An 18,919-nucleotide genomic window follows, 5' to 3' on the forward strand; every position below is an offset into this window, starting at 1 on the left:
TAAAATTAAACATTTGAAAGAAGAATTTAGACAATTGGGACAGTTCGCATCCTTACGATTGCTGAAGTTTGGCAACAATAAATTTACCAAACTGACCGGTCTTCGGCAGAGAACCATTATAAATAAATAACACACCAATTATCTAATTCGCCAGAAAAATAAATAACTGGTGCGCTATTGAATAATTGTGCAATCGATTGCAGACTTTAACAATGTCCCAAAAGGGATTTTTGTGGGTTTCCATCTCGTACTGCTGAATACCTGAATTAAATGCCAACGCTTTATAAACCAAATTAACAAGCCATATGATAAAAAAAATAACATGTAACTCCTCCCACTAATCCGGACAGGTAAGACCTGCCGGCTATCAAAACAATTTTTAACCGTTATTACTTTTTTATGAAAAAACTTCAACTTTTTAAAATCTGGAAAATTATGATGATCACCCTATCGGTGAATCTGTTTTCCATTACCCTTTATGCGCAGACAATTGCGCTGCGCGGCAAAATCGTGAATCAGAAAGGAGAGCCGCTGATCGGTGCCACCGTTCGCATTCCCGGCACTTCAGCCGCCGCCACAGCCAATGTGGAAGGAAATTTCACTTTAGCTGTTCCCAATGACACCAGGGAAATCGTGATATCCTTTGTCGGTTATACTGAGCTGACTAAAGCAATTCCACCAGGCATCAAAAATCTCGGAACCATCACCTTAAACCCTTCTTCAAAAAATCTTAATGAGGTGGTCGTTGTAGGTTATGGTACCCTAAAAAGAGAGAACGTTACCGGAACTGTAGCCACCGTTGATGCTAAAACCCTGAAAGAGATACCGTCTTCAAATGTTTTTCAACAATTACAAGGCAGGGTGGCCGGTCTGGATGTCGTTACCAGTACCAACGGGCCTGTGATTACCATCCGTGGCGACCGCACCGTAGGTGCCTCGCCGGGCACAGACGGTCCGCTGATCATTCTTGACGGGGCGCCTTTTTATAACTCCATAGAAAATATTAATCCGAATGACATCAAAAGTGTCGATGTGTTAAAAGGCGCTTCAGCAACCGCTATTTATGGTTCACGCGCGTCCGGCGGGGTGATTCTGATCACCACCAACAGGGGCCGCGTCGGGCAGACCATCACCAGCTATGACAGTTATTACGGTATCAGTACCCCTGAGGGCAGTATGAAATTGCTTAACGGTAATCAATTCGCTCAGTTAGAAACCGATGCGACGCAAGGCGCATTGCTCCAGAGCAACGTAGTAGGAAACAATTATGCTTTATCTGCCACTGAAACCAAGGCTTTGAACGCGGGTATCAGTACCAACTACCCGGATCTTTTATTGAAAAATGGGTATATCTGGGATCAAAGTCTCAGGGTATCTGGCGGTACAGAGAGAACGCAGTTTACTGTCGGTGCCGGATACCGCGTCAATACCGGTTTGGAGCCCAATAACAGTACCAAACGTGTTTCATTGAATGCAACGCTGGATCACAAGATCAATAAATATATTAAGTTCGGGCTCAGCAGCCTGACTACACTACGGATGATCAATGCAGGTGGCGGTAACCAGTTACAGGCCGCGGATTATATGAGCCCGCTGACCTACCCTTATAATGCAGACGGTTCGATCAACTTGTTGCCGCAATCGGATCAATTCGATGCCACAACGGGTAACCCGCTTTATCCCGGTTCCCGTCCGGATCTATATTATAACTATACACGCGGATTTGAAAGTAACAGTATTTTATACGGAGAGCTGAGTCCTGTCGAGCATTTAAAATACAGGTATAGCGTAAATTACAGCTATAATCAGTCGCTGGCCGGAACCTACAATGGTGTTAACGGCATTGGTATCTTAACCATACCACAAACTACGGCAAGTACCGTAAACAATTATTCATACCGTTTAACGCAAGAGCACTTATTAACGTATGATAACGTCTTTGCTGAAAAACATGCGGTCAACTTTGTCGCGGTTTTTTCAAATGAACTTGCGCATACTGAAAATTCCGGGTTCAACGCTACAGGCATACCTTCTAATGCGAACCTGAATTCCAACCTGGCATTGGCGCAGACTGTCATTCCGCAAAACGGGGCCTACAGTGAACAGGGCCTCGTCTCTTATGTGGGACGCCTGAACTATGCTTACGACAGGAAATACAACCTTACGCTCGCTATCCGCTCAGACGCCAACTCGGCACTCGCCGCAGGGCATCAGCGGACAACGTATCCGTCTGTCGGTTTAGGTTGGGTGATCAGCAATGAAGATTTCATGAAGCGGTTTACTTTCATCGATAACCTGAAGCTGCGCGGTGGCTATGGACAAACATCAACGATCACTACAATTTCACCTTACAACACCTTAGGACAGCTAAGTTCAAGTAAATATCAGTTCGGCGGGGCCTCCACAGGAGATCAGCAGGGTGTCAGGGTGACTACGCTCGTCAATTCAAATCTTACCTGGCAGCGAAGCGCTGAATATAATTTGGCACTGGATTTTGCCGTCCTTAAAAATCGTATCACAGGATCTGTGGAGGTCTACCAAACCAGGACGACCGGGATTATTTTGCCAAACCAATTGCCGGTGACCAATGGCGCGTCATCCCAGGTTTCTAATTTGGGCACATCCCAAAATAAAGGATTGGAACTGACACTGAGCAGCGTTAACATTCGAAGTGAACGCGGGATCAATTGGTCCACGGATTTCAATATCGGTTTTGACCGCGAAAAAATCCTGAGCCTCCCAAACGGCGCTTTGCAAAACATCAGTTCCGGTGAATTCGTAGGTCAGCCCCTTAACGTAATCTATGATGTGCGTAAAACAGGGATCTGGCAAAACAGCGAAGCTTCGCAGGCCGCCGTTTATGGACAAAAACCGGGTTCCATCAAAATCCAGGATCTTAATGGTGACGGAAAAATTGATGCCAAAGACGATCAGATCATCGGCCATTTCAATCCTAATTACACTTTTGGTCTGACCAACCGTGTCAGCTATAAGAATTTTGACATCAGTATTGTTGTACAGGCGCGGATGGGCTTTACCACGGCTGTACCTTATGTATCATCCTCCAACTCATCTACCAATGGGTGGCAGTTCCTGAACCTGGGACGCCACAACCAGCCGGTAATAAATTACTGGACACCGACCAATCCTTCAAACGCGTTTCCTGAGCCAAATGCGTACACGCAATTGCCTTATTATTCAACCCTGCAATACTATGACGGGTCCTTTATTCGGGCAAAGAGCATCAACTTAGGCTACAACTTTTCTGACAAACTGGCGAATAAACTAGGTATGAGTTCATTAAGGATTTACACCAGCGTATCTAATCCATTCTTTATTTACGCGCCAATACGCCGTCATGGATTTTCTGTGCCCGATGCAGAATCCGGTTTTGCCTACAATGCAGGGGCGGTACCTGCTGACCCGTCGGTCAGCGGTAATATTGGGGGCGCAAATGCCGGTAACGGCGGGCAATTTTTCCGTGGTGTCAGTGTGAACAACGCCGCCGAAAATACAAGGGATTTTATTTTAGGTATTAATGCAAGATTTTAATTGATGTTTTATGAAAATATTTAATAAATACACCATTGTTTTTACTGTAGTAGCAGTATTAACGGCAGCCACCAGTTGTAAAAAGCTTCTGCTAGAGAATCCGCGCGCCGCACTCTATCCAAATTATTTCAGCACAGCGGGCGGCGTTCAGGCCGCTGTTGTAGGGGTCTACAACGACCTTAGAAGTGCCTTTTCAGGTGAAGGTTTGGTATTTATGTACGATGGCACCGACCAAAACATACCGGGCGGCAGTGCGGGAACCGTAGCGCCATTATATAATTCATTTAAAGGGATCACCTCATCTAACGGACCGGACATTACAGGTTTGTACGTGGATATCAATACGCTTAACGGCGTGTTTCAATATGCATCAGCGATCACGGATCCGACAGCACGTACCCAATACGTTGCCCAGGCTAAGTTTTTAAGGGGTTTCATTTATTTTTGGCTGGTCCAGACATACGGCGGACTAACTGCTACACAAAAAGGCGGTATACCATTGCATACAACTTTTATCACAAAAGCGACCACATCAGATGTACCCGCGCAGTTATCGGATATTTACAAACTGATCATTCAGGATTTTACGGATGCCGCTGCCGGACTGCCTAACACGGTCACCAGTTCGAACCCTTTTTCAGCCGCAGGCGTCGGCAAAAGTGCGACCGCGGCGACGGCCAAAGCCTTTTTAGCCAAAACCTACCTGACCCGGGGGTATACAGAGGCGAAACAACCCGGAGATTTTCAGCAGGCTGCAGACATTACCGCTGACCTGATCACCAATAAAGGCACCTATGGACTTAATCTGTGGCAGGATTATTTTGATGAACACAAGCCTGCGAATGATTACGGTCAGGAAAATATGTTTGCGATCGATTACGGCGGTAAAGCCGATCCTAATTATACCGGTTACACACTACAAGGCTCCGGTGGTTATGGCCTTAATGAACTTTACGTCCTGGCAAGGTTCAATTATGTCGGACCCGGGGTTGACAATGTTGCAGGTATCGATGCCGTACCGCAGGTGATCAGCACGGCTAAACCGGGCATGCTCAGAGACGTTTATAATGGCCGCCCATATGTTCGCCTTGCTCCCAATAAACCATATACCATGGATGTGGCTTTTGCCGATCAAATACACGATACCCGTTACGACGCTACCTTTCAAACTTTTTGGATTTGCAACAGGGTAACTTCACCAGGCCTGGAAAGCGATGGCGTTACGTTGAAAGGCACACTTGTACCGACTTCTAACGTATCGCTGTCTTCGTTTAATGTACCTGCAGATGGCGACACTGCTATTTTAATGCCGAGTACAGATGTTACGATGGCCCGCCGTAATGCCTTTAAAGGGCTGATCATTACACCAAAACAATTTACGGCGCTCAATTTCCCAACGGTGAAAAAATTTGATGACCCTACGCGGACTGCTACAGGAGACTTCTCCAGCAGGCCGATTATTTTGATGCGCTTTTCTGAAGTTTACCTGATGAATGCTGAAGCAAATTACATGTTAGGTAATACCTCAAATGCCGCCGCCTCATTGAATGTCCTCAGGCAGCGGGCTGCCTACCGCAGCCCGGCTGATGCCAATGCTGTTGCTAAAAACCAGTTTTATGTAACAGCTTCAACGCAAAGTGCCGCCAATACGGCCAATGCCGCAGCTATACTGTTAACGCCGGCGCAACAGGCGCAACTCGCTATTCCAAACAATACGACTACGGCAGGTTCATTATGCGGGATGGACCTGATACTGGATGAATACAGCAGGGAGTTGTATGGTGACCCGCGCCGCTGGTATGACCTGGTGAGGACTCAGCAACTGGTAAGACGGAATCAAATGTATAACATAGCCGGCGGTCCTAATGTTCAGCCCTATCATGCACGCTGGCCGATACCGCAAAGTTTAATAAACAACGTATTGTCAGGCCCGCCTTATCCACAAAATAACGGCTATTAACCTCATCTTTTATACAATTTCGGGCTGTCTTAGAAATGAGACGGCCTTTTTTATGTATTAGGCAAAAAAACAGCGTTTTTGCACGATAGTCATTCATGTAAATAATACCATTCGGGGCCTGTTTATAAAGGTGTATCGACGGAAAGGCGATATGTTCCTATAGAAACCCCGGGAGCGCAATTGGAGATACTTTGCTTTTGAAAATAAAAGGCGGTAATTTGTAATGTGTTATCTCTGGCTAAAATAACCCGTTTGCGATCCATTATCTTTTCAGTACACTTTGCAGTGCTACTGGGCTTACTGGTGTTTACCTGTATCCCGCTGACCATTACATCGTCGCTACCGGTACAGATCTGGACCAAGCAATTAACGCTGTATGCTGCTTTGGTGGGTATATTTTACCTCCATCTCCGGGTACTTATCCCCAAACTGCTTTATAACAACCGCGGGGGCATTTTCGCACTGATCGTTTTCCTGATCTGTATCGCCGCGCCGGTATTAAACCACCAGGCTGATAAACTGATAGACCTGCAGGGCTTGCTCCGCAGGTTTGCGCCCGGACATCCTCCCGTGGATGATCGTTATACACCGGTAGGCGACCTCAGCATCATGATCATGACCATGATCGTCATCGGGATCGCTATTATTATATCGGTTACCCGGAAAGTGCAGGCCGACCTGTTAAAAGAGAAAGCGCTGGAGAATGACCGAATCGCGGGCGAACTGGCCATTTTACGCTCACAGATCAACCCTCATTTCTTTTTCAATGTATTGCATACCATTTACGGGCTCACCGAGATCGATACAGACCGGGCCCGTGAGGCTATTTACACCCTGTCGCATATGATGCGTTATGTCTTGTACGAAACCCGGCAGCCGTCAACCACCCTGGAAAAAGAGTTACGCCTGATCGACAGCTACCGGCAGTTAATGCAACTGCGCCTGCCGGAACATGTAGCGGTTGTTTTTAACCGGCCCGAAGGCCCGCTTAATATTCCACTTTCGCCTATGCTGCTGCTGCCTTTTGTGGAAAATGCCTTTAAGCATGGCATCAGTACGGTTCAGCCGAGTCATATTTATATATCGGCACAGTTATGCCAGGCATTGCTGCGCTTTGAGGTACGTAATACTTTATTTGCGGAACCGGCAAAGGAAACGGATGAGGGCAGCGGGATCGGCCTGGCCAATACACGCCGCCGCCTGGACCTGATCTATCCGGGCAAATACAAGCTCACCGTTAAAGAAGACCGCGAGCTCCAGGAATTCAGGATCGAACTTCAAATAACTTTGACATGACCATTCACTGTATCGCCGTCGATGATGAGCCGGTGGCTTTAGAAATGATTGCCGCTTATATAGCCAAGACCCGATTCCTGAAACTGGTTGGCAAATGTGCCAGCGCCGTGACTGCACTAAACTTTTTGAATGAACACCCTGAAGTACAGCTTGTTTTTTTAGACATCAGGATGGCTGATTTGAACGGGCTGGAGTTTGCGGGCATGATTGATCAGGGTGACAACCGGCGATCGGTACGCATCGTTTTTACAACCGCTTTTGATCAGTACGCGCTGGACGGGCACAAGCTGGCCGCACTGGATTACCTGTTAAAACCATTCAGTTTTGCTGATTTTACCCGTGCCGCCAACCGTGCACGGGAATATTTTACTTTGCTGGAGCAAGATCACGAGCGGCAGTACCTTCATGTATATGCCAATTACCAACAGGTTCGCATCGATACGGCACAGATCCGCTACGTGGAAAGTATGGCTGACTATATCAAGATCTATTTGGAAGATCAGCCCAAACCGCTAAAGACGCTGATGACTTTAAAAGTAGCAGAACAAAAACTGCCCGCCAGCCACTTTGTGCGCTTGCACCGTTCCTTCATTGTGGCCATAGATAAAGTGACAGCCGTAAGCAAAACGTCCGTCCAGGTTGGCCGGGTTGCCATCCCGGTATCTGAACCTTACCGGGAGGCATTTGGCAATTTTATGAAAAGCTGGCGTCAGCCCGGTTCCTGAATTATTTTGTTTTTTTGATCACATAACTCATATCACCCATCGGGCCGCCCTTCATGTAAAGCACGATCTGGTCAGCGCTTTTTACCTTGCCGGTCATTTTAAACTGCTGGTCCATGATGGGCAATGTAAACGCTAAGCTGTCATCTTTAAACCAGCCATCGGTTAATTGAATGGTGTTCCCGTCCGGGCCCTGAGTACTGCCGCTTAGCTTTTGCCCGTCCACTTTAAAATCATAGGCCACTTCAATTTGATCATTAATGGAACCTTTCCAGTGACCATTGATATCAGTGGCCGCATAAACGAATGTTACGATGGCCATGGCCATCACGGTGGGGATCAGTTTTTTAATTTTCATGTTTTTTAGGATTTATTGGTGATTAAATTAATTTTATTCATATCGCAAAGCCTCTATCGGGTCCAGCCGGGAAGCTTTCAGGGCCGGGTAATAGCCAAAGAAAACGCCGATCAGTGTGCAGAAACCAAATGCTTCCATAATGGATGCTTTATCAATAATAGGCGCCCATTTCAGCGCATTGGCGATAACAAACGCCAGTGTCTCGCCGATCAGGATACCGATGAGGCCGCCGGTAACGCTGATGAGAATGGCTTCAGTTAAAAACTGGCTGAGGATGTCCCTGCCGCGTGCCCCGATCGCCATGCGCAAGCCGATTTCTTTGGTACGTTCGGTTACCGATACGTACATGATATTCATGATGCCAATCCCCCCGATGACCAGCGATATGGCCGCTATGGCGGTCAGTAATGCGGTCAGCAACGTGGTGATGGAGCTCAGGGTCTGTATAAGTTCGGCCTGGGTGCGTACCGTAAAGTCATTGTCTTCGGCCGGGCGGAGCCGGTGCGTTTTACGCAGGATCTTCTCCATTTCGTCCGCTGCTGCCTGCGACAGGTTTTCAGATTTAGCCGAGGCATTAAAACTGCCGAAATAGATGGATGCGATGATCCGTTTCTGAACGGTGGTGTAGGGCGCAAGGATAATATCGTCCTGATCCTGCCCAAAAGTGTTTTGCCCTTTTTTATTGAGTATGCCGATGACCTGGAAAGGGATTTTCTTAAAACGGATGATCTTACCGACCGGATCAACACCCTTTGGAAATACATTATCGACCACGGTTTGGCCCAGCAGGCAAACTTTCCCGTAAGTGTGTACATCCCGGTCCGAAAACATTTTACCGTCTTTGAGCGATATATTTTTGATGGCAAGATAGTCCTGGTTCACCCCTTCAATGGTGGTCGGCCAGTTCAGCGAACCATTTATGGCCTGGCCTTTGGATTGTGACGAAGGCGATATGGCATTAATATAAGTGGCTTCCTTTTTTATGGCAACGAGGTCTTTTTCGGTCAGGGTTTCCACGTTGGCGCCCTGCAAACGCGCACCGCCCGGCGCATTGCTGTTGGGCATGACCATGATCAGGTTGGAGCCCATGCCGGCAAGCGAATTATGGACACTGGCGGTGGAGCCAGCGCCGATTGCCCCGATGGTGATCACGGCGGCCACACCAATAATGATACCGAGCATGGTAAGCACGGCCCTTAACTTATTGCGTTGCAGGGCCAGTAGCGCGAGCCTGATCAAATTTAAAACTTTCATACGTGGTAATCTTCGGTTTGAGGTAAGGCGGCCAGCATCTCTTTGGCCGAACGTACCTGCTGGTTAATTTGATCTTTCACCACCCGGCCATCCCTGAGCGTAATCGTTCGGCTGCTAAAAGCGGCGATATCCGGTTCGTGGGTTACAAAAACGATGGTTTTGCCCTGGCTTTGATTCAGGTCCTGCATCAAAGCCATAATTTCGTAAGATGTACGGGTATCCAGGTTACCCGTAGCTTCGTCGGCCAGTATCATCACCGGCTCGTTCACCAGCGCACGGGCAATGGCGACCCGTTGCTGCTGCCCGCCCGACATTTCGTTGGGCAGGTGATGCATCCGGTCGCCCAGTTTTACCGCTTGTAAGGCGGCGGCGGCCCGTTCCCGGCGTTCTGCTGCCGTTACCGTAGGGTTATAAAACAGCGGCAGCTCCACATTTTCCAAAGCCGTGGTTCGCGGCAGCAGGTTATATGCCTGAAACACAAAACCTATCTTCTCATTTCGAAGCTTGGCCAATTCGTCCCGGCTCCGTTCGCGCACAGATACGCCATCAAGCAGGTAATTGCCGTTGGTTGGTTTATCCAGGCAGCCCAGGGTATTCAGCAAGGTTGTTTTGCCCGAGCCGCTGCTGCCCATAATGGTCACAAACTCACCGGCAAATACATCAAAACTTACCCCTTTGAGTGCCCGCACAATTTCCGACCCCATCTGGAATTCCCGTTTAATATCATGTAACTCTAATATCTTTTTCATTACGGCTTCTTGTTTTTATCAGCGCCGCCCGGGCTGGGTAGGATAGATGTACCTGCTTCGGCCTGCACCGGTACCGGCAGCGAGGATACGATGGTGTCTTTTACAGAAAGCCCTGCAAGGATCTCGGCATGCGTATTGTCATCCAGCCCGTAGCGAACCGGGGTTTGTACCAGCTCCTTACCTTTTTTAAGCCACACGCTTCCTGGTTTTCCGGGGCCATTAGTCGCATTACCGTTATTGCCCTGCGCCATTGGTTTTAAAACAAACTGTTTTCTTAGCGGGGAATCAGGCGCAAAATTCAGCGACTTGGAGCTGACCATCAGTGCGTTTTTGACCTCTTTGGTATAAACGCTGATGTTGGCGGTCATACCTGGTTTAAGCATCAGGCTGTCATTAGGGGCATAGATAATGGTGGTATAGGTCACTACGTTTGAAGTGCTCTTCGGGTGCAGGCGAACATCGTATACTGTTCCTTTAAACACATCATCGATATAGGCGTCTACCGTAAAGCTGGCACGGTTGCCGATTTTTACGTTGCCGATGTCGGCCTCGTCCACATCAGCCTGTACCTGCATTTTGGAAATATCTTTAGCGATCACAAAAAGCGTTGGTGTACTGAATGCTGCGGCAACGGTTTGCCCGAGGCTGACACTGCGCGATAGCACCACGCCGTCTACCGGCGAATAAATGTCGGTATAAGAGAGGTTTTTTTCGGCCGAGCGCAGCGCAGCCGAAGCATTATCAACCGCCGCTTTCGACGAATTAAAATTGTTCAAAGCCGATTCATAATCCTGCTTACTGATCGAGCCGCTGCTGTACAACAGCTTTTGCCGGTTATAAAAATTCTCATTGTAAACCAGCTGGCTTTGCTGTGTGCGCAGGGTAGCGCTGGCCTGATCGACCGTTGCCTGCAATAGCGATTTATCCAGCTGCGCCAATAACTGGCCTTTTTTTACTTTGGAGTTGAAATCGGCATTGATTACTTTAACGATGCCCGATACCTGGGTGCCTACCGCTACGGTATCTACGGGTTGAATGGTACCGGTTGCGGTAACGGTTTGGGCGATGTAACCATAGGTTGGTACTTCGGTAGGCAGCACCACCAGTTTTTCTTTCTTTTTAGTAGTAATGAACCAAATACCGCCAACCACTATAATGATGGCAGCGATAACGAGCGTTCTTTTTGTATTTTTTTTCATAATGATCATGCGCGGTTAAAGTTTAACAGGAGTGCCTTTGTAGAATTCGTAGATCTCTATGGTAAGGGCCGCGTTGTACTTTGCCTGTATATATTGTTGAAGGGCCTGCGTGTACAGGGATTTTTGCTGTAGAAAGTCAACCATGTTTACGATACCTACTTTTAATTGCTCGTTAGCGACCCGGTAAGTTTCCTGGTTGTATTTAAATGCCTCGGCTGCCGCATCATATTGATTTTGTGAATTGACCACGTTGATGTAAGCCTTTTCGATCGTTAGCGCAAGGGTCGTTTGGGTATCTTTTAGCGAGAGCCTGGCCTGATCAATATTGATCTTCGCTTCCGCCCGGTTCACCTGGTTAACTTTGCGGGTAAAAATGGGAACGGACAAGGTAAGTCCGATCTGCTGGTTAAAGCCGTTGTTCAACTGGTTAAAATAACCGCTCCCAGCGCCCTGGTAGCTGCTGCCGGCAAAGCCCGAGGCGGTAAGGGTAGGCAGGTAACCGGAATTGGCTTTTTGCAATCCGAATTCGGCCGATTTAATATTCAGCTCGCCATTTTTTACCTCCGGGCGATCTTTAAGGGCCGTTTGTTGTACGTTCAGCAGCTTATCGACCGCTTTTTTAGAAATGATGGTATCGGGTGTGACCACATCGAACGTCGCTACGGTCAGCTGAAGGAGCTGTTTCAGACTGATCAGGTCCTGGCGCTGTGCATTTTCGGCGGTAACCAGTGTGTATTTGTCGTTTGCCAGCTGGGCCAGCAGCTGGGCAACGTCCTTTTGTGCGATACTGCCGGCTTCCAGGCGTTTTTTGGCCCGGTCTACCTGTGCCTGTGAAGTAGCGACTACATTTTGCTGGTAAATGATGGTTTCTTTATCCAGTAAAATATTCAGGTAATATTGGGTGATCTGCAGGGTCAGGTCATTGACCTGTTGCAGGATGCTCAGGTTGGCCCGCTCTACTTCCAAGTTCTTTTGCCGGATATCGCTTTTGATGTAGCCGCCCTGGTAAAGAGTCCAGGATGATGTCAGTCCGTAGTTACCGGAGCCATAAACCGCTTCGTTGTGATAATGATTGACATATTGGGTGGCTGAACCATACAAATTGGGTAATGCAGCACCCCTGGAAAGGATCAGTTCCTGCTGGCTGGTTTGCTGGCTGAGCCGGGCGCCGCTCACCTGGATATTGTTTTTTTTGGCGTAGTCCAGACAGGTCTGCAAATTCCATTTAACAACGTTCAGGCTGTCCTGGGCAAACACTGTCATCCCGCTGATCAGGCAGCTGAAAAATAATAAAATTCCTTTTGGGTTCATGTACGGTGGTGCTTCTTCACGGGCAAAGGAATCATATAAAACCCGGTAAAAAAACGAGTGCCGATACTATCGCGATTTGTATCGACACTTTCCTGTTTTAACCATAGCTGCCTTACCCAAACTGGTTGTGTGACCACCGGTTTTGTCGCTTTTGGCTAACGTATTAATTGATTCAGCTAAAGCTGCTTAATAAGTCGGCGGCTATAATACCCGTCATTTTGATGAACTTTGAGCAAGCACCGCTGTTTTTTGATTTTTCGTCATACCTGTATAATCCGCCACTGCGGTTTTATTGGTGATGTCGCCTATCACCTCATCCAGCTCGGTTGCTGAAGTTTGCAGGTAGTCCAGTATTTGCTTTCTGTCAACCGCGTTCGTCTGTTCATCAACGGCGAGCGGGATAAGCGCCATTATCCGGGCCAGCGGGGCCCTGATCACATGCGACTGCATCCATGATATTTCCTTAAGTTTTACGTTCTGTTCTTCTATCGCCTGTATATAATTCAATCGCTCTGTAATGTCATTTATGGCTACGATTTTTGCCCTTTTTCCTTTGTATTGAATATGTTTGCTTTGAGCATCCACCTGGATCAAATTGGCGTCCTTCTTTTTATGGGTGAAAACGTCGTGAAAAGTAACGGTTTTTTGTTTGGCGTCCCGGATTAAGGCTTTTTCCATTTCCGGTATTTTCCCAGGCGGCCGGATGTCTTTGATGGTCATGGAGAGAAACTCTTTCCTGCTGTAGCCATAATGGTGGATCGCTGCCTGGTTAACATCCAAAAACCTTAAGGTGTCCAGGTCAAATACCCATTTTGGCAGCGGACTAAACTGGAACAATTCGCTGTACCGTTTTTCCGACTCCATTAAACGGGCCTCACTCAACTTGCGTTCTGATATGTCTTTAAAATAAACCGACAAGCCGTAGGCTGAAGGGTAGGCACCGATTTCGTACCATTTATCCAAAGGCTGGTAATAGTCTTCGAAATGAACCGGTTTGCCCGACTCAATGGCCAGGTGGTATTTTTTATAGGAATCAGAATTAATGGCATCAGCAAATATGTCCCATAAGTCATGGCCAAGCACTTCTTTTTTTGTTCGGCGAAGTGCTTTTTCGGCCATTTTGTTCCAATAATTGACCACCCAATTTTTATCAACGGCAAAAAAAGCGTCCCCGATGCTTTCCAATATGATATTCCTTTCCTTCAGCGCATGCTTCGCATTAAGCTCAGCCTTTACCCGTGCATCGACATCCTGGAAACTACCATATATCCTTACGCATTTACCGTCGATGAATTCGGGCTCACCAATTACGCGCACCCATTTTATATTTTTTTTTGCCGTTACAATTTGTAGTTCCAAATCAAAAGCAGTCCTCTTTTCAATAGCCTTATTTACCTTGCGGGTGATCAGGCTGCGGTCTTTCCCCTCTTTGTAAAAACTGAGGCCGGTTGCCAGGCCGGGCTCAAAATCTCCGGCTACTTCATGTATTTCCTTAGTGATGGTTGACCAGTAGAGCGTTTCCCTGACCAGGTCAACCTCCCAGCCGCCTATCCGGGCAAGGCCGTTTACCTTGTTCAGCAGGTTCTCGAGGTTTTTTTTATCGGTAATGTCCTTACCGACACAAAATATCAGGCCTTCCTCTGTGCCGCTCGTAGCTGTCCATGAAATCCATTTGATCTTGCCGGATTTCGTGATGAACCGGTTTTCGAAGTAGATGGTAGCTCCGGCCTTTACAAAACTTTGGGTCCTGGCTTTACTTTCAACAAGCTCATCCGGGTGTACCAGTGCATTCATGGGCATCGCTAACAGTTCCTCCTCGGTATATTCCAGTAAAATGCTCATCGCCGGGTTTACCTTTTTAAAATAACGGTCGGCACCTAAAATGGCGATAATATCCGGGGCAAAATTAAATACCTGGTCAAGGTCCTGTTCCAGTTGTTTACGCCTGATCTCCGCACCAAAATGGGTTCCAAATGAATTAAATAGTGCTATAAGGTTATTTTCCGGGATTTCATCGTCGCACATCCCCAATAGTAAAACACCAATAACCGCATTTTCTGAAACGAGGGGAATGCCATAAGCTTTTTTCAAATCTGCCAGCCTGGCCGCGTGCCTACGTATAAATTCTTTCCGTTCATCGAGATGGTCCCACACGAGTATGTTTTGGACCGCCCAGGCGGCGCCCGGCAGGCTTTCCCCTTTTGCAAAACTTTTTAAGCGTTCACTTGCATCATAAAATTGCTTCATGTCCGGGATGCCGGATATATGCGCTGCCAAACTGATCCTGTTCTTATCGGCGCCGATCAGCCAAACTTCTGCCAGTGTAAAATTACCGTAATCCACCAGCCTTTGCAGTAGTTTATCCAATAACAGGTTCAGCGCAAGGGGTTCATTGAAAATCAGGCTGATCCCGGATAAAAGGGATTTTTTCATTTCTTCATTTTTGCGCTGCGTAACATCGCGTTCAATGGCTATCCAGTGCGTAAACCTGCCTTTTTCGCCGGCTACGAGGTTAAGGGTAAAATTTATCCAAAATTCTTCGCCGTTCTTTTTATAGTTAATGAGTGTCACCTCGCAGGATTCCCAACGGCGCATACATTCACTTAGCCGTTTTACTTCCTGCATGTCGGTTTTCGGCCCCTGTAACATACGGGGTGTTTTACCGATCACCTCGTCGGCTGTATAACCCGTCATTTTGGTAAATGCTTCATTCACATATAAAATCCGCGGCCCCGGTTCATCAAACGGTCCTGCTTCCGTAATAAGTACGGCATCCATCGTATTGGTGATCACGGACTCCAGCAGTTTCAGGCGGTCTTCTTCCTTTTTCTGTTTGCTGACATCCCTGAAGTTACACACAATAGCGGCAACGGCAGGGTCAACCAGCATATTCGTGTAGGTGCATTCCAGCCAGATCTCCGGTTTTGCCCGGAAACAGCAGGTGAGTGATAAGCCGGGTACGGCCAACACATTTTGTAAGGTATTACGAACGATCAACTGATCATCGAAATGCGCCGGCTCTTGAATGCTTGTTTGAGACTGCTCCAATACATCCCAGCCGTTTATGTGCTGTGCCGAAGGGCTGTGGTATATGGTTTGAAAGGAGGCATCCAGGAGCATTATACCTGAATGATTGTTTTCAAATAATTTCCTGAACAGGTGATCGTCAATAATTCGCTTTTGTTTCATACATTTCTATAAATACGCTGATTTATTGAAAGCCAAAAAAGGGAAGAAACTTTAGGAACGAGTTGGATACGGTTTTGGGTTCTTTATAAATTTAGCTTTTAACCTGCAAGGAAATTGTTTTTATTCATTATTACAAGCAGGCAAATGGGTAATTGTTTTAATGTGACGAAATTAACCATAAAACAGGGCGTTTTACATCGTACTCCTGAGCTTTGCCAATTTCCAGGTGGTTCAAACGCGTTCAGGGTGCATGGCGAAATTTGTTCCGGGTGATGCAACCGATGGTGAAAATGCAAAATCGGGCTGATCAGAATACCTGAGCTTTTCCCGGTTAGAATGAGGTTAGACCAGGTTTTACTTGTATACCAGGATCAGTGGTTGCCGGATGCTTTTTGCCGGTCGCGCTGCAAATACTACATCAGAAAAATTAGCGAATGCCGATTTTTATATTAACCTTTACGACAATTGATTTAACTTATAGTAATTTTTAAAGCACATGGATAGTTATATCTGCCTGTTATTAACTGTCGTAACATTGGTTGCCTTCGATTTAATACCGCCCTATCGCAAGGGACATATTGCGAATTTCATGAGAAAAAAGGGGTAACAACCTGGCCTATTTCAGGCAGAACAGGCTTTTTTTGCGCCGCTAATATGCTCCGCCTTTAAAGAAGATTCCCCTCTGCCTTTAACTTTGACCGTGCTCTACTGATTGAATTTCAAGTATATATAATCACGGATGGCTTGATGCACAGTCATGAACGCCTGGGGCGTTTGGGCTTCTGCTGTACCCGGTTATCATGGCGGGGATAAGCAGCGCCGGCGCCGGCCGGTTTTACTCCTTGCTTTTCTTCAGCAAAGCGCACACTAACCGTCCGGCCATCAATGCTGGTGCCATCGAGCGCCTGTATAGCCCGGTTGGCGCCCACCTCATCACTCATCGTAATAAAACCATAACCCTTGGGATCGCCGGTTTCCTTGTCGGTCACCAGCGTCACCGTGTTCACCATGCCGTGGGCACTGAACAATTCAACCAGCGCGATCTGCTGGAAATCTTTGGGAAACCCCACTATGAATAATTTTGCCATACTGGGTGCAAAGATACCAACAGGCGGCTAAACGCCTATTACGCAGGATCTGAATTGAAACAATGGTGCTGCGTTTCCTTTAACGAACATCTGTGTGGTTTTAGTTAGTGCCGTTACATTTTCCGAAAACAATTGCGTTTTGCGCCCTGCAGTCCGCCCGAAATAGGTAACGCCTCTATGATATGCATGCTTTTTCCTTTAAAGCCACCCTCTTCCAACAAATAAACGGCCCCGGCCAAACTGTCCAAACCACCACCTACGAAATAGGTATGAGATATTTCTAATGGAGATTGATCCAATTAGAAATTGCGAAACCAGTAACCGATTGAAAAAATGTTGTACATGGCTGCTGGTATTGGTTGATTACAAGAGTTTCGCTTCCCGTAATACTTCTTCAAAATATGTACCCTCAATCTTTTTCAGTCCGTATTTTTCTATGAGCGTTAACAGCCAGGGAAGATCCAACGCTTTCAGATTCTTTTTGTCATTCAGAAAATAAATGGATTCTAAAAGTACCCTGATATCGAAAGATGAAGCGAAAACTTCAGGAACGCCCCGGTCTACGTCCAATAAAGTATAAACTGCTTCCATTGCCGTACGCACAGAATATTCTGTGGTAAATACCGTGTCTTTTTCAGTTTCTGCAAAATTGCCGATAAATGCCAGGTTAACAGAACCTTTCGGAACGACCAATGGACGGTCTCCCTGTGCACGGGGCATAAAATAAGAAGTAATATAGGGCATACGGCAAGGGATGGTGTTTGCTGAGTTTTTGGCAATAGCTGAAATTTCACTTTCAGGAACGCCAATATGATAAAGCAATTCTTCGCACAATTCGACTCCGGAACATTCTGTTATTTTTTTTTTAATATAGTCACCCGGTTTGTCTGAAAATAAGCCATATACCCAAACAATCACCTCATTGTCTTTCTGTGCTTTGAAGTGGGGTTGGCGGGAGATAGAAAAACCATATAACCAACTTGAATCTTTGATGGTCACAGGTCCGCTGGTAACAATGCTGCCACTTTTTGGGGCCTTCTTTGTTATTTTTTCTATATAAGGCAATACTTTATCATCTGTCAATGTGATGGTGCCGGAAATAACCCAATTGGCTTCCGGAATATTTTCGCAGAATTTTTCAGGTTTTCCGAAGCTGTCATCTTGATGTGCCAGATTTTTCCAAAGTTTCCAGCTGCCGCCAATATCCTGTGTTACAGGCGCCGGCGTATTGTTATCACCATAAGTGCTGCTTTCTGTGATAGATCCATTGGTTATAAATATCAAATCATTTTCGGTTAAATGAATTAGTTTTTCTTCACCATTCTGAATCAGCTCTATGTACTGGGCTACTTTCTTATTGTCTTTTGTATCGACGAGAATGTTTTGAACTTTCGTATCGTACTGGAAATGGACGCCGTGTTCCTTCAGATAACTAACAAGGGGTAAAATCAATGACTCGTATTGGTTGTACCTGGTAAAACGAAGCGAAGACATATCGGCAATTTTGCCTATGTGGGGTATAAAACGCAGCACATACCGGCGCATTTCCAAAGCACTTGCCCAAGGTTCGAAAGCGAACATTGTGGCCCAATATAACCAAAAGTTAGAATTGAAGAAATCTCCGGTGAATACCTGGTCTATTTGTACATCCTGCAATTTTTCTTCGGGAGTCAAAATCAGTTTTATCAATTCCTGTACGGCCTTTGGCGTTAAGGTAAGTTTTCCATCGGTAGAAAGACGCGCTCCTTTATTTAGGATCACCCTTGTGTGAGAGAAAGAAGGATCTTCTTTATTCAGCCAATAAAATTCGTCCAATACAGATGCTCCCTCCGTATCAAGAGAAGGAATACTACGGAACAAATCCCACAAAGTCTCAAAATGAATCTCCATCTCCCGCCCCCCACGGATGATGTATCCCTTTTGCTCATTCCAAATTCCGTCCATACTTCCGCCAGGCAGGGGCAGCTCTTCTAAAATGTGGATCTTTTTTCCATTCATCTGTCCGTCACGGATCAGAAATGCAGCTGCAGAAAGAGATGCCAGTCCGGAACCAATTAGGTAGGCTGATTTTTCATCTATTTTTGCAGGTTTTTTCGGTCGTGCAAATGCTTCATAATTTCCTTTACTGTAATACATAACTTGTTTTTTTATAAAATGATTTTTTTACGATACCAATTTTAAGAGCCCCTGGTATAGGTAAACAAAGCTATGGAGATCCCCGGCTGTTCATTATGACAGCCC

The 18,919-nt window shown here is 46.5% G+C and carries 13 protein-coding genes; 4 read left to right on the top strand and 9 right to left on the bottom strand.

Features of this window, described 5'->3' with window-relative positions; genetic code table 11:
- The first annotated feature begins 399 nt into the window (after nucleotides 1-399).
- The 4 genes from KXD93_RS02615 (at nucleotide 400) to KXD93_RS02630 (ending at nucleotide 7,533) form a co-directional block, all read left to right on the top strand.
- Nucleotides 400-3,552 carry a SusC/RagA family TonB-linked outer membrane protein gene (locus KXD93_RS02615; RefSeq protein ID WP_258135304.1) on the top strand — a complete coding sequence of 1,051 codons (3,153 nt, stop codon included), beginning with the start codon at nucleotides 400-402 and terminating at the stop codon, nucleotides 3,550-3,552.
- Nucleotides 3,553-3,562: 10 nt separating this feature from the next.
- Entirely contained in the window at nucleotides 3,563-5,512 is a 1,950-nt protein-coding gene (locus KXD93_RS02620; protein WP_258135305.1) for a RagB/SusD family nutrient uptake outer membrane protein, read from the top strand.
- A 252-nt stretch (nucleotides 5,513-5,764) separates the two neighbouring features.
- Nucleotides 5,765-6,808: a sensor histidine kinase gene (locus tag KXD93_RS02625; protein WP_258135306.1), complete on the top strand. Its 1,044-nt coding sequence runs from the start codon at nucleotides 5,765-5,767 to the stop codon at nucleotides 6,806-6,808.
- Nucleotides 6,805-7,533 (top strand): LytR/AlgR family response regulator transcription factor, encoded by a 729-nt coding sequence (locus KXD93_RS02630; RefSeq protein WP_258135307.1) that lies wholly within the window; start codon nucleotides 6,805-6,807, stop codon nucleotides 7,531-7,533. Before KXD93_RS02625 ends, KXD93_RS02630 begins: the two co-directional genes overlap by 4 nt.
- Before the next feature lies 1 nt (nucleotide 7,534).
- On the opposite strand, the gene KXD93_RS02635 is transcribed toward KXD93_RS02630, so the two are convergent.
- From KXD93_RS02635 to KXD93_RS02670, 9 genes are all read right to left on the bottom strand, one after another.
- The gene (locus KXD93_RS02635) at nucleotides 7,535-7,888 is read right to left on the bottom strand and encodes a hypothetical protein (RefSeq protein ID WP_258135308.1); all 354 of its coding nucleotides are present in this window, start codon (nucleotides 7,886-7,888) and stop codon (nucleotides 7,535-7,537) included.
- A 33-nt stretch (nucleotides 7,889-7,921) separates the two neighbouring features.
- The gene (locus tag KXD93_RS02640; RefSeq protein WP_258135309.1) at nucleotides 7,922-9,142 is read right to left on the bottom strand and encodes an ABC transporter permease; all 1,221 of its coding nucleotides are present in this window, start codon (nucleotides 9,140-9,142) and stop codon (nucleotides 7,922-7,924) included.
- On the bottom strand, nucleotides 9,139-9,891 hold the full coding sequence (locus tag KXD93_RS02645) for an ABC transporter ATP-binding protein (protein WP_308726277.1): 753 nt from the start codon (nucleotides 9,889-9,891) through the stop codon (nucleotides 9,139-9,141). Before KXD93_RS02645 ends, KXD93_RS02640 begins: the two co-directional genes overlap by 4 nt.
- Nucleotides 9,891-11,090, bottom strand: coding sequence for an efflux RND transporter periplasmic adaptor subunit (locus tag KXD93_RS02650; RefSeq protein WP_258135310.1), 1,200 nt, complete (start codon nucleotides 11,088-11,090; stop codon nucleotides 9,891-9,893). The genes KXD93_RS02645 and KXD93_RS02650 overlap by 1 nt, the downstream gene beginning before the upstream one ends.
- Before the next feature lie 15 nt (nucleotides 11,091-11,105).
- On the bottom strand, nucleotides 11,106-12,401 hold the full coding sequence (locus tag KXD93_RS02655; protein WP_258135311.1) for a TolC family protein: 1,296 nt from the start codon (nucleotides 12,399-12,401) through the stop codon (nucleotides 11,106-11,108).
- A 213-nt stretch (nucleotides 12,402-12,614) separates the two neighbouring features.
- Nucleotides 12,615-15,590 carry a PAS domain-containing protein gene (locus tag KXD93_RS02660; protein WP_258135312.1) on the bottom strand — a complete coding sequence of 992 codons (2,976 nt, stop codon included), beginning with the start codon at nucleotides 15,588-15,590 and terminating at the stop codon, nucleotides 12,615-12,617.
- A 755-nt stretch (nucleotides 15,591-16,345) separates the two neighbouring features.
- Complete coding sequence (locus KXD93_RS02665; protein ID WP_258135313.1) at nucleotides 16,346-16,678, bottom strand: RNA recognition motif domain-containing protein; 333 nt, start codon at nucleotides 16,676-16,678, stop codon at nucleotides 16,346-16,348.
- Between the two features lie 113 nt (nucleotides 16,679-16,791).
- Nucleotides 16,792-16,977 (bottom strand): oleate hydratase, encoded by a 186-nt coding sequence (locus KXD93_RS30595; protein WP_373417342.1) that lies wholly within the window; start codon nucleotides 16,975-16,977, stop codon nucleotides 16,792-16,794.
- A gap of 64 nt (nucleotides 16,978-17,041) precedes the next feature.
- Nucleotides 17,042-18,814: an oleate hydratase gene (locus KXD93_RS02670; protein WP_258135314.1), complete on the bottom strand. Its 1,773-nt coding sequence runs from the start codon at nucleotides 18,812-18,814 to the stop codon at nucleotides 17,042-17,044.
- Nucleotides 18,815-18,919: the final 105 nt, after the last annotated feature.

The sequence above is a fragment of the Mucilaginibacter phenanthrenivorans genome (assembly GCF_024721155.1).
Taxonomy (GTDB): domain Bacteria; phylum Bacteroidota; class Bacteroidia; order Sphingobacteriales; family Sphingobacteriaceae; genus Mucilaginibacter; species Mucilaginibacter phenanthrenivorans.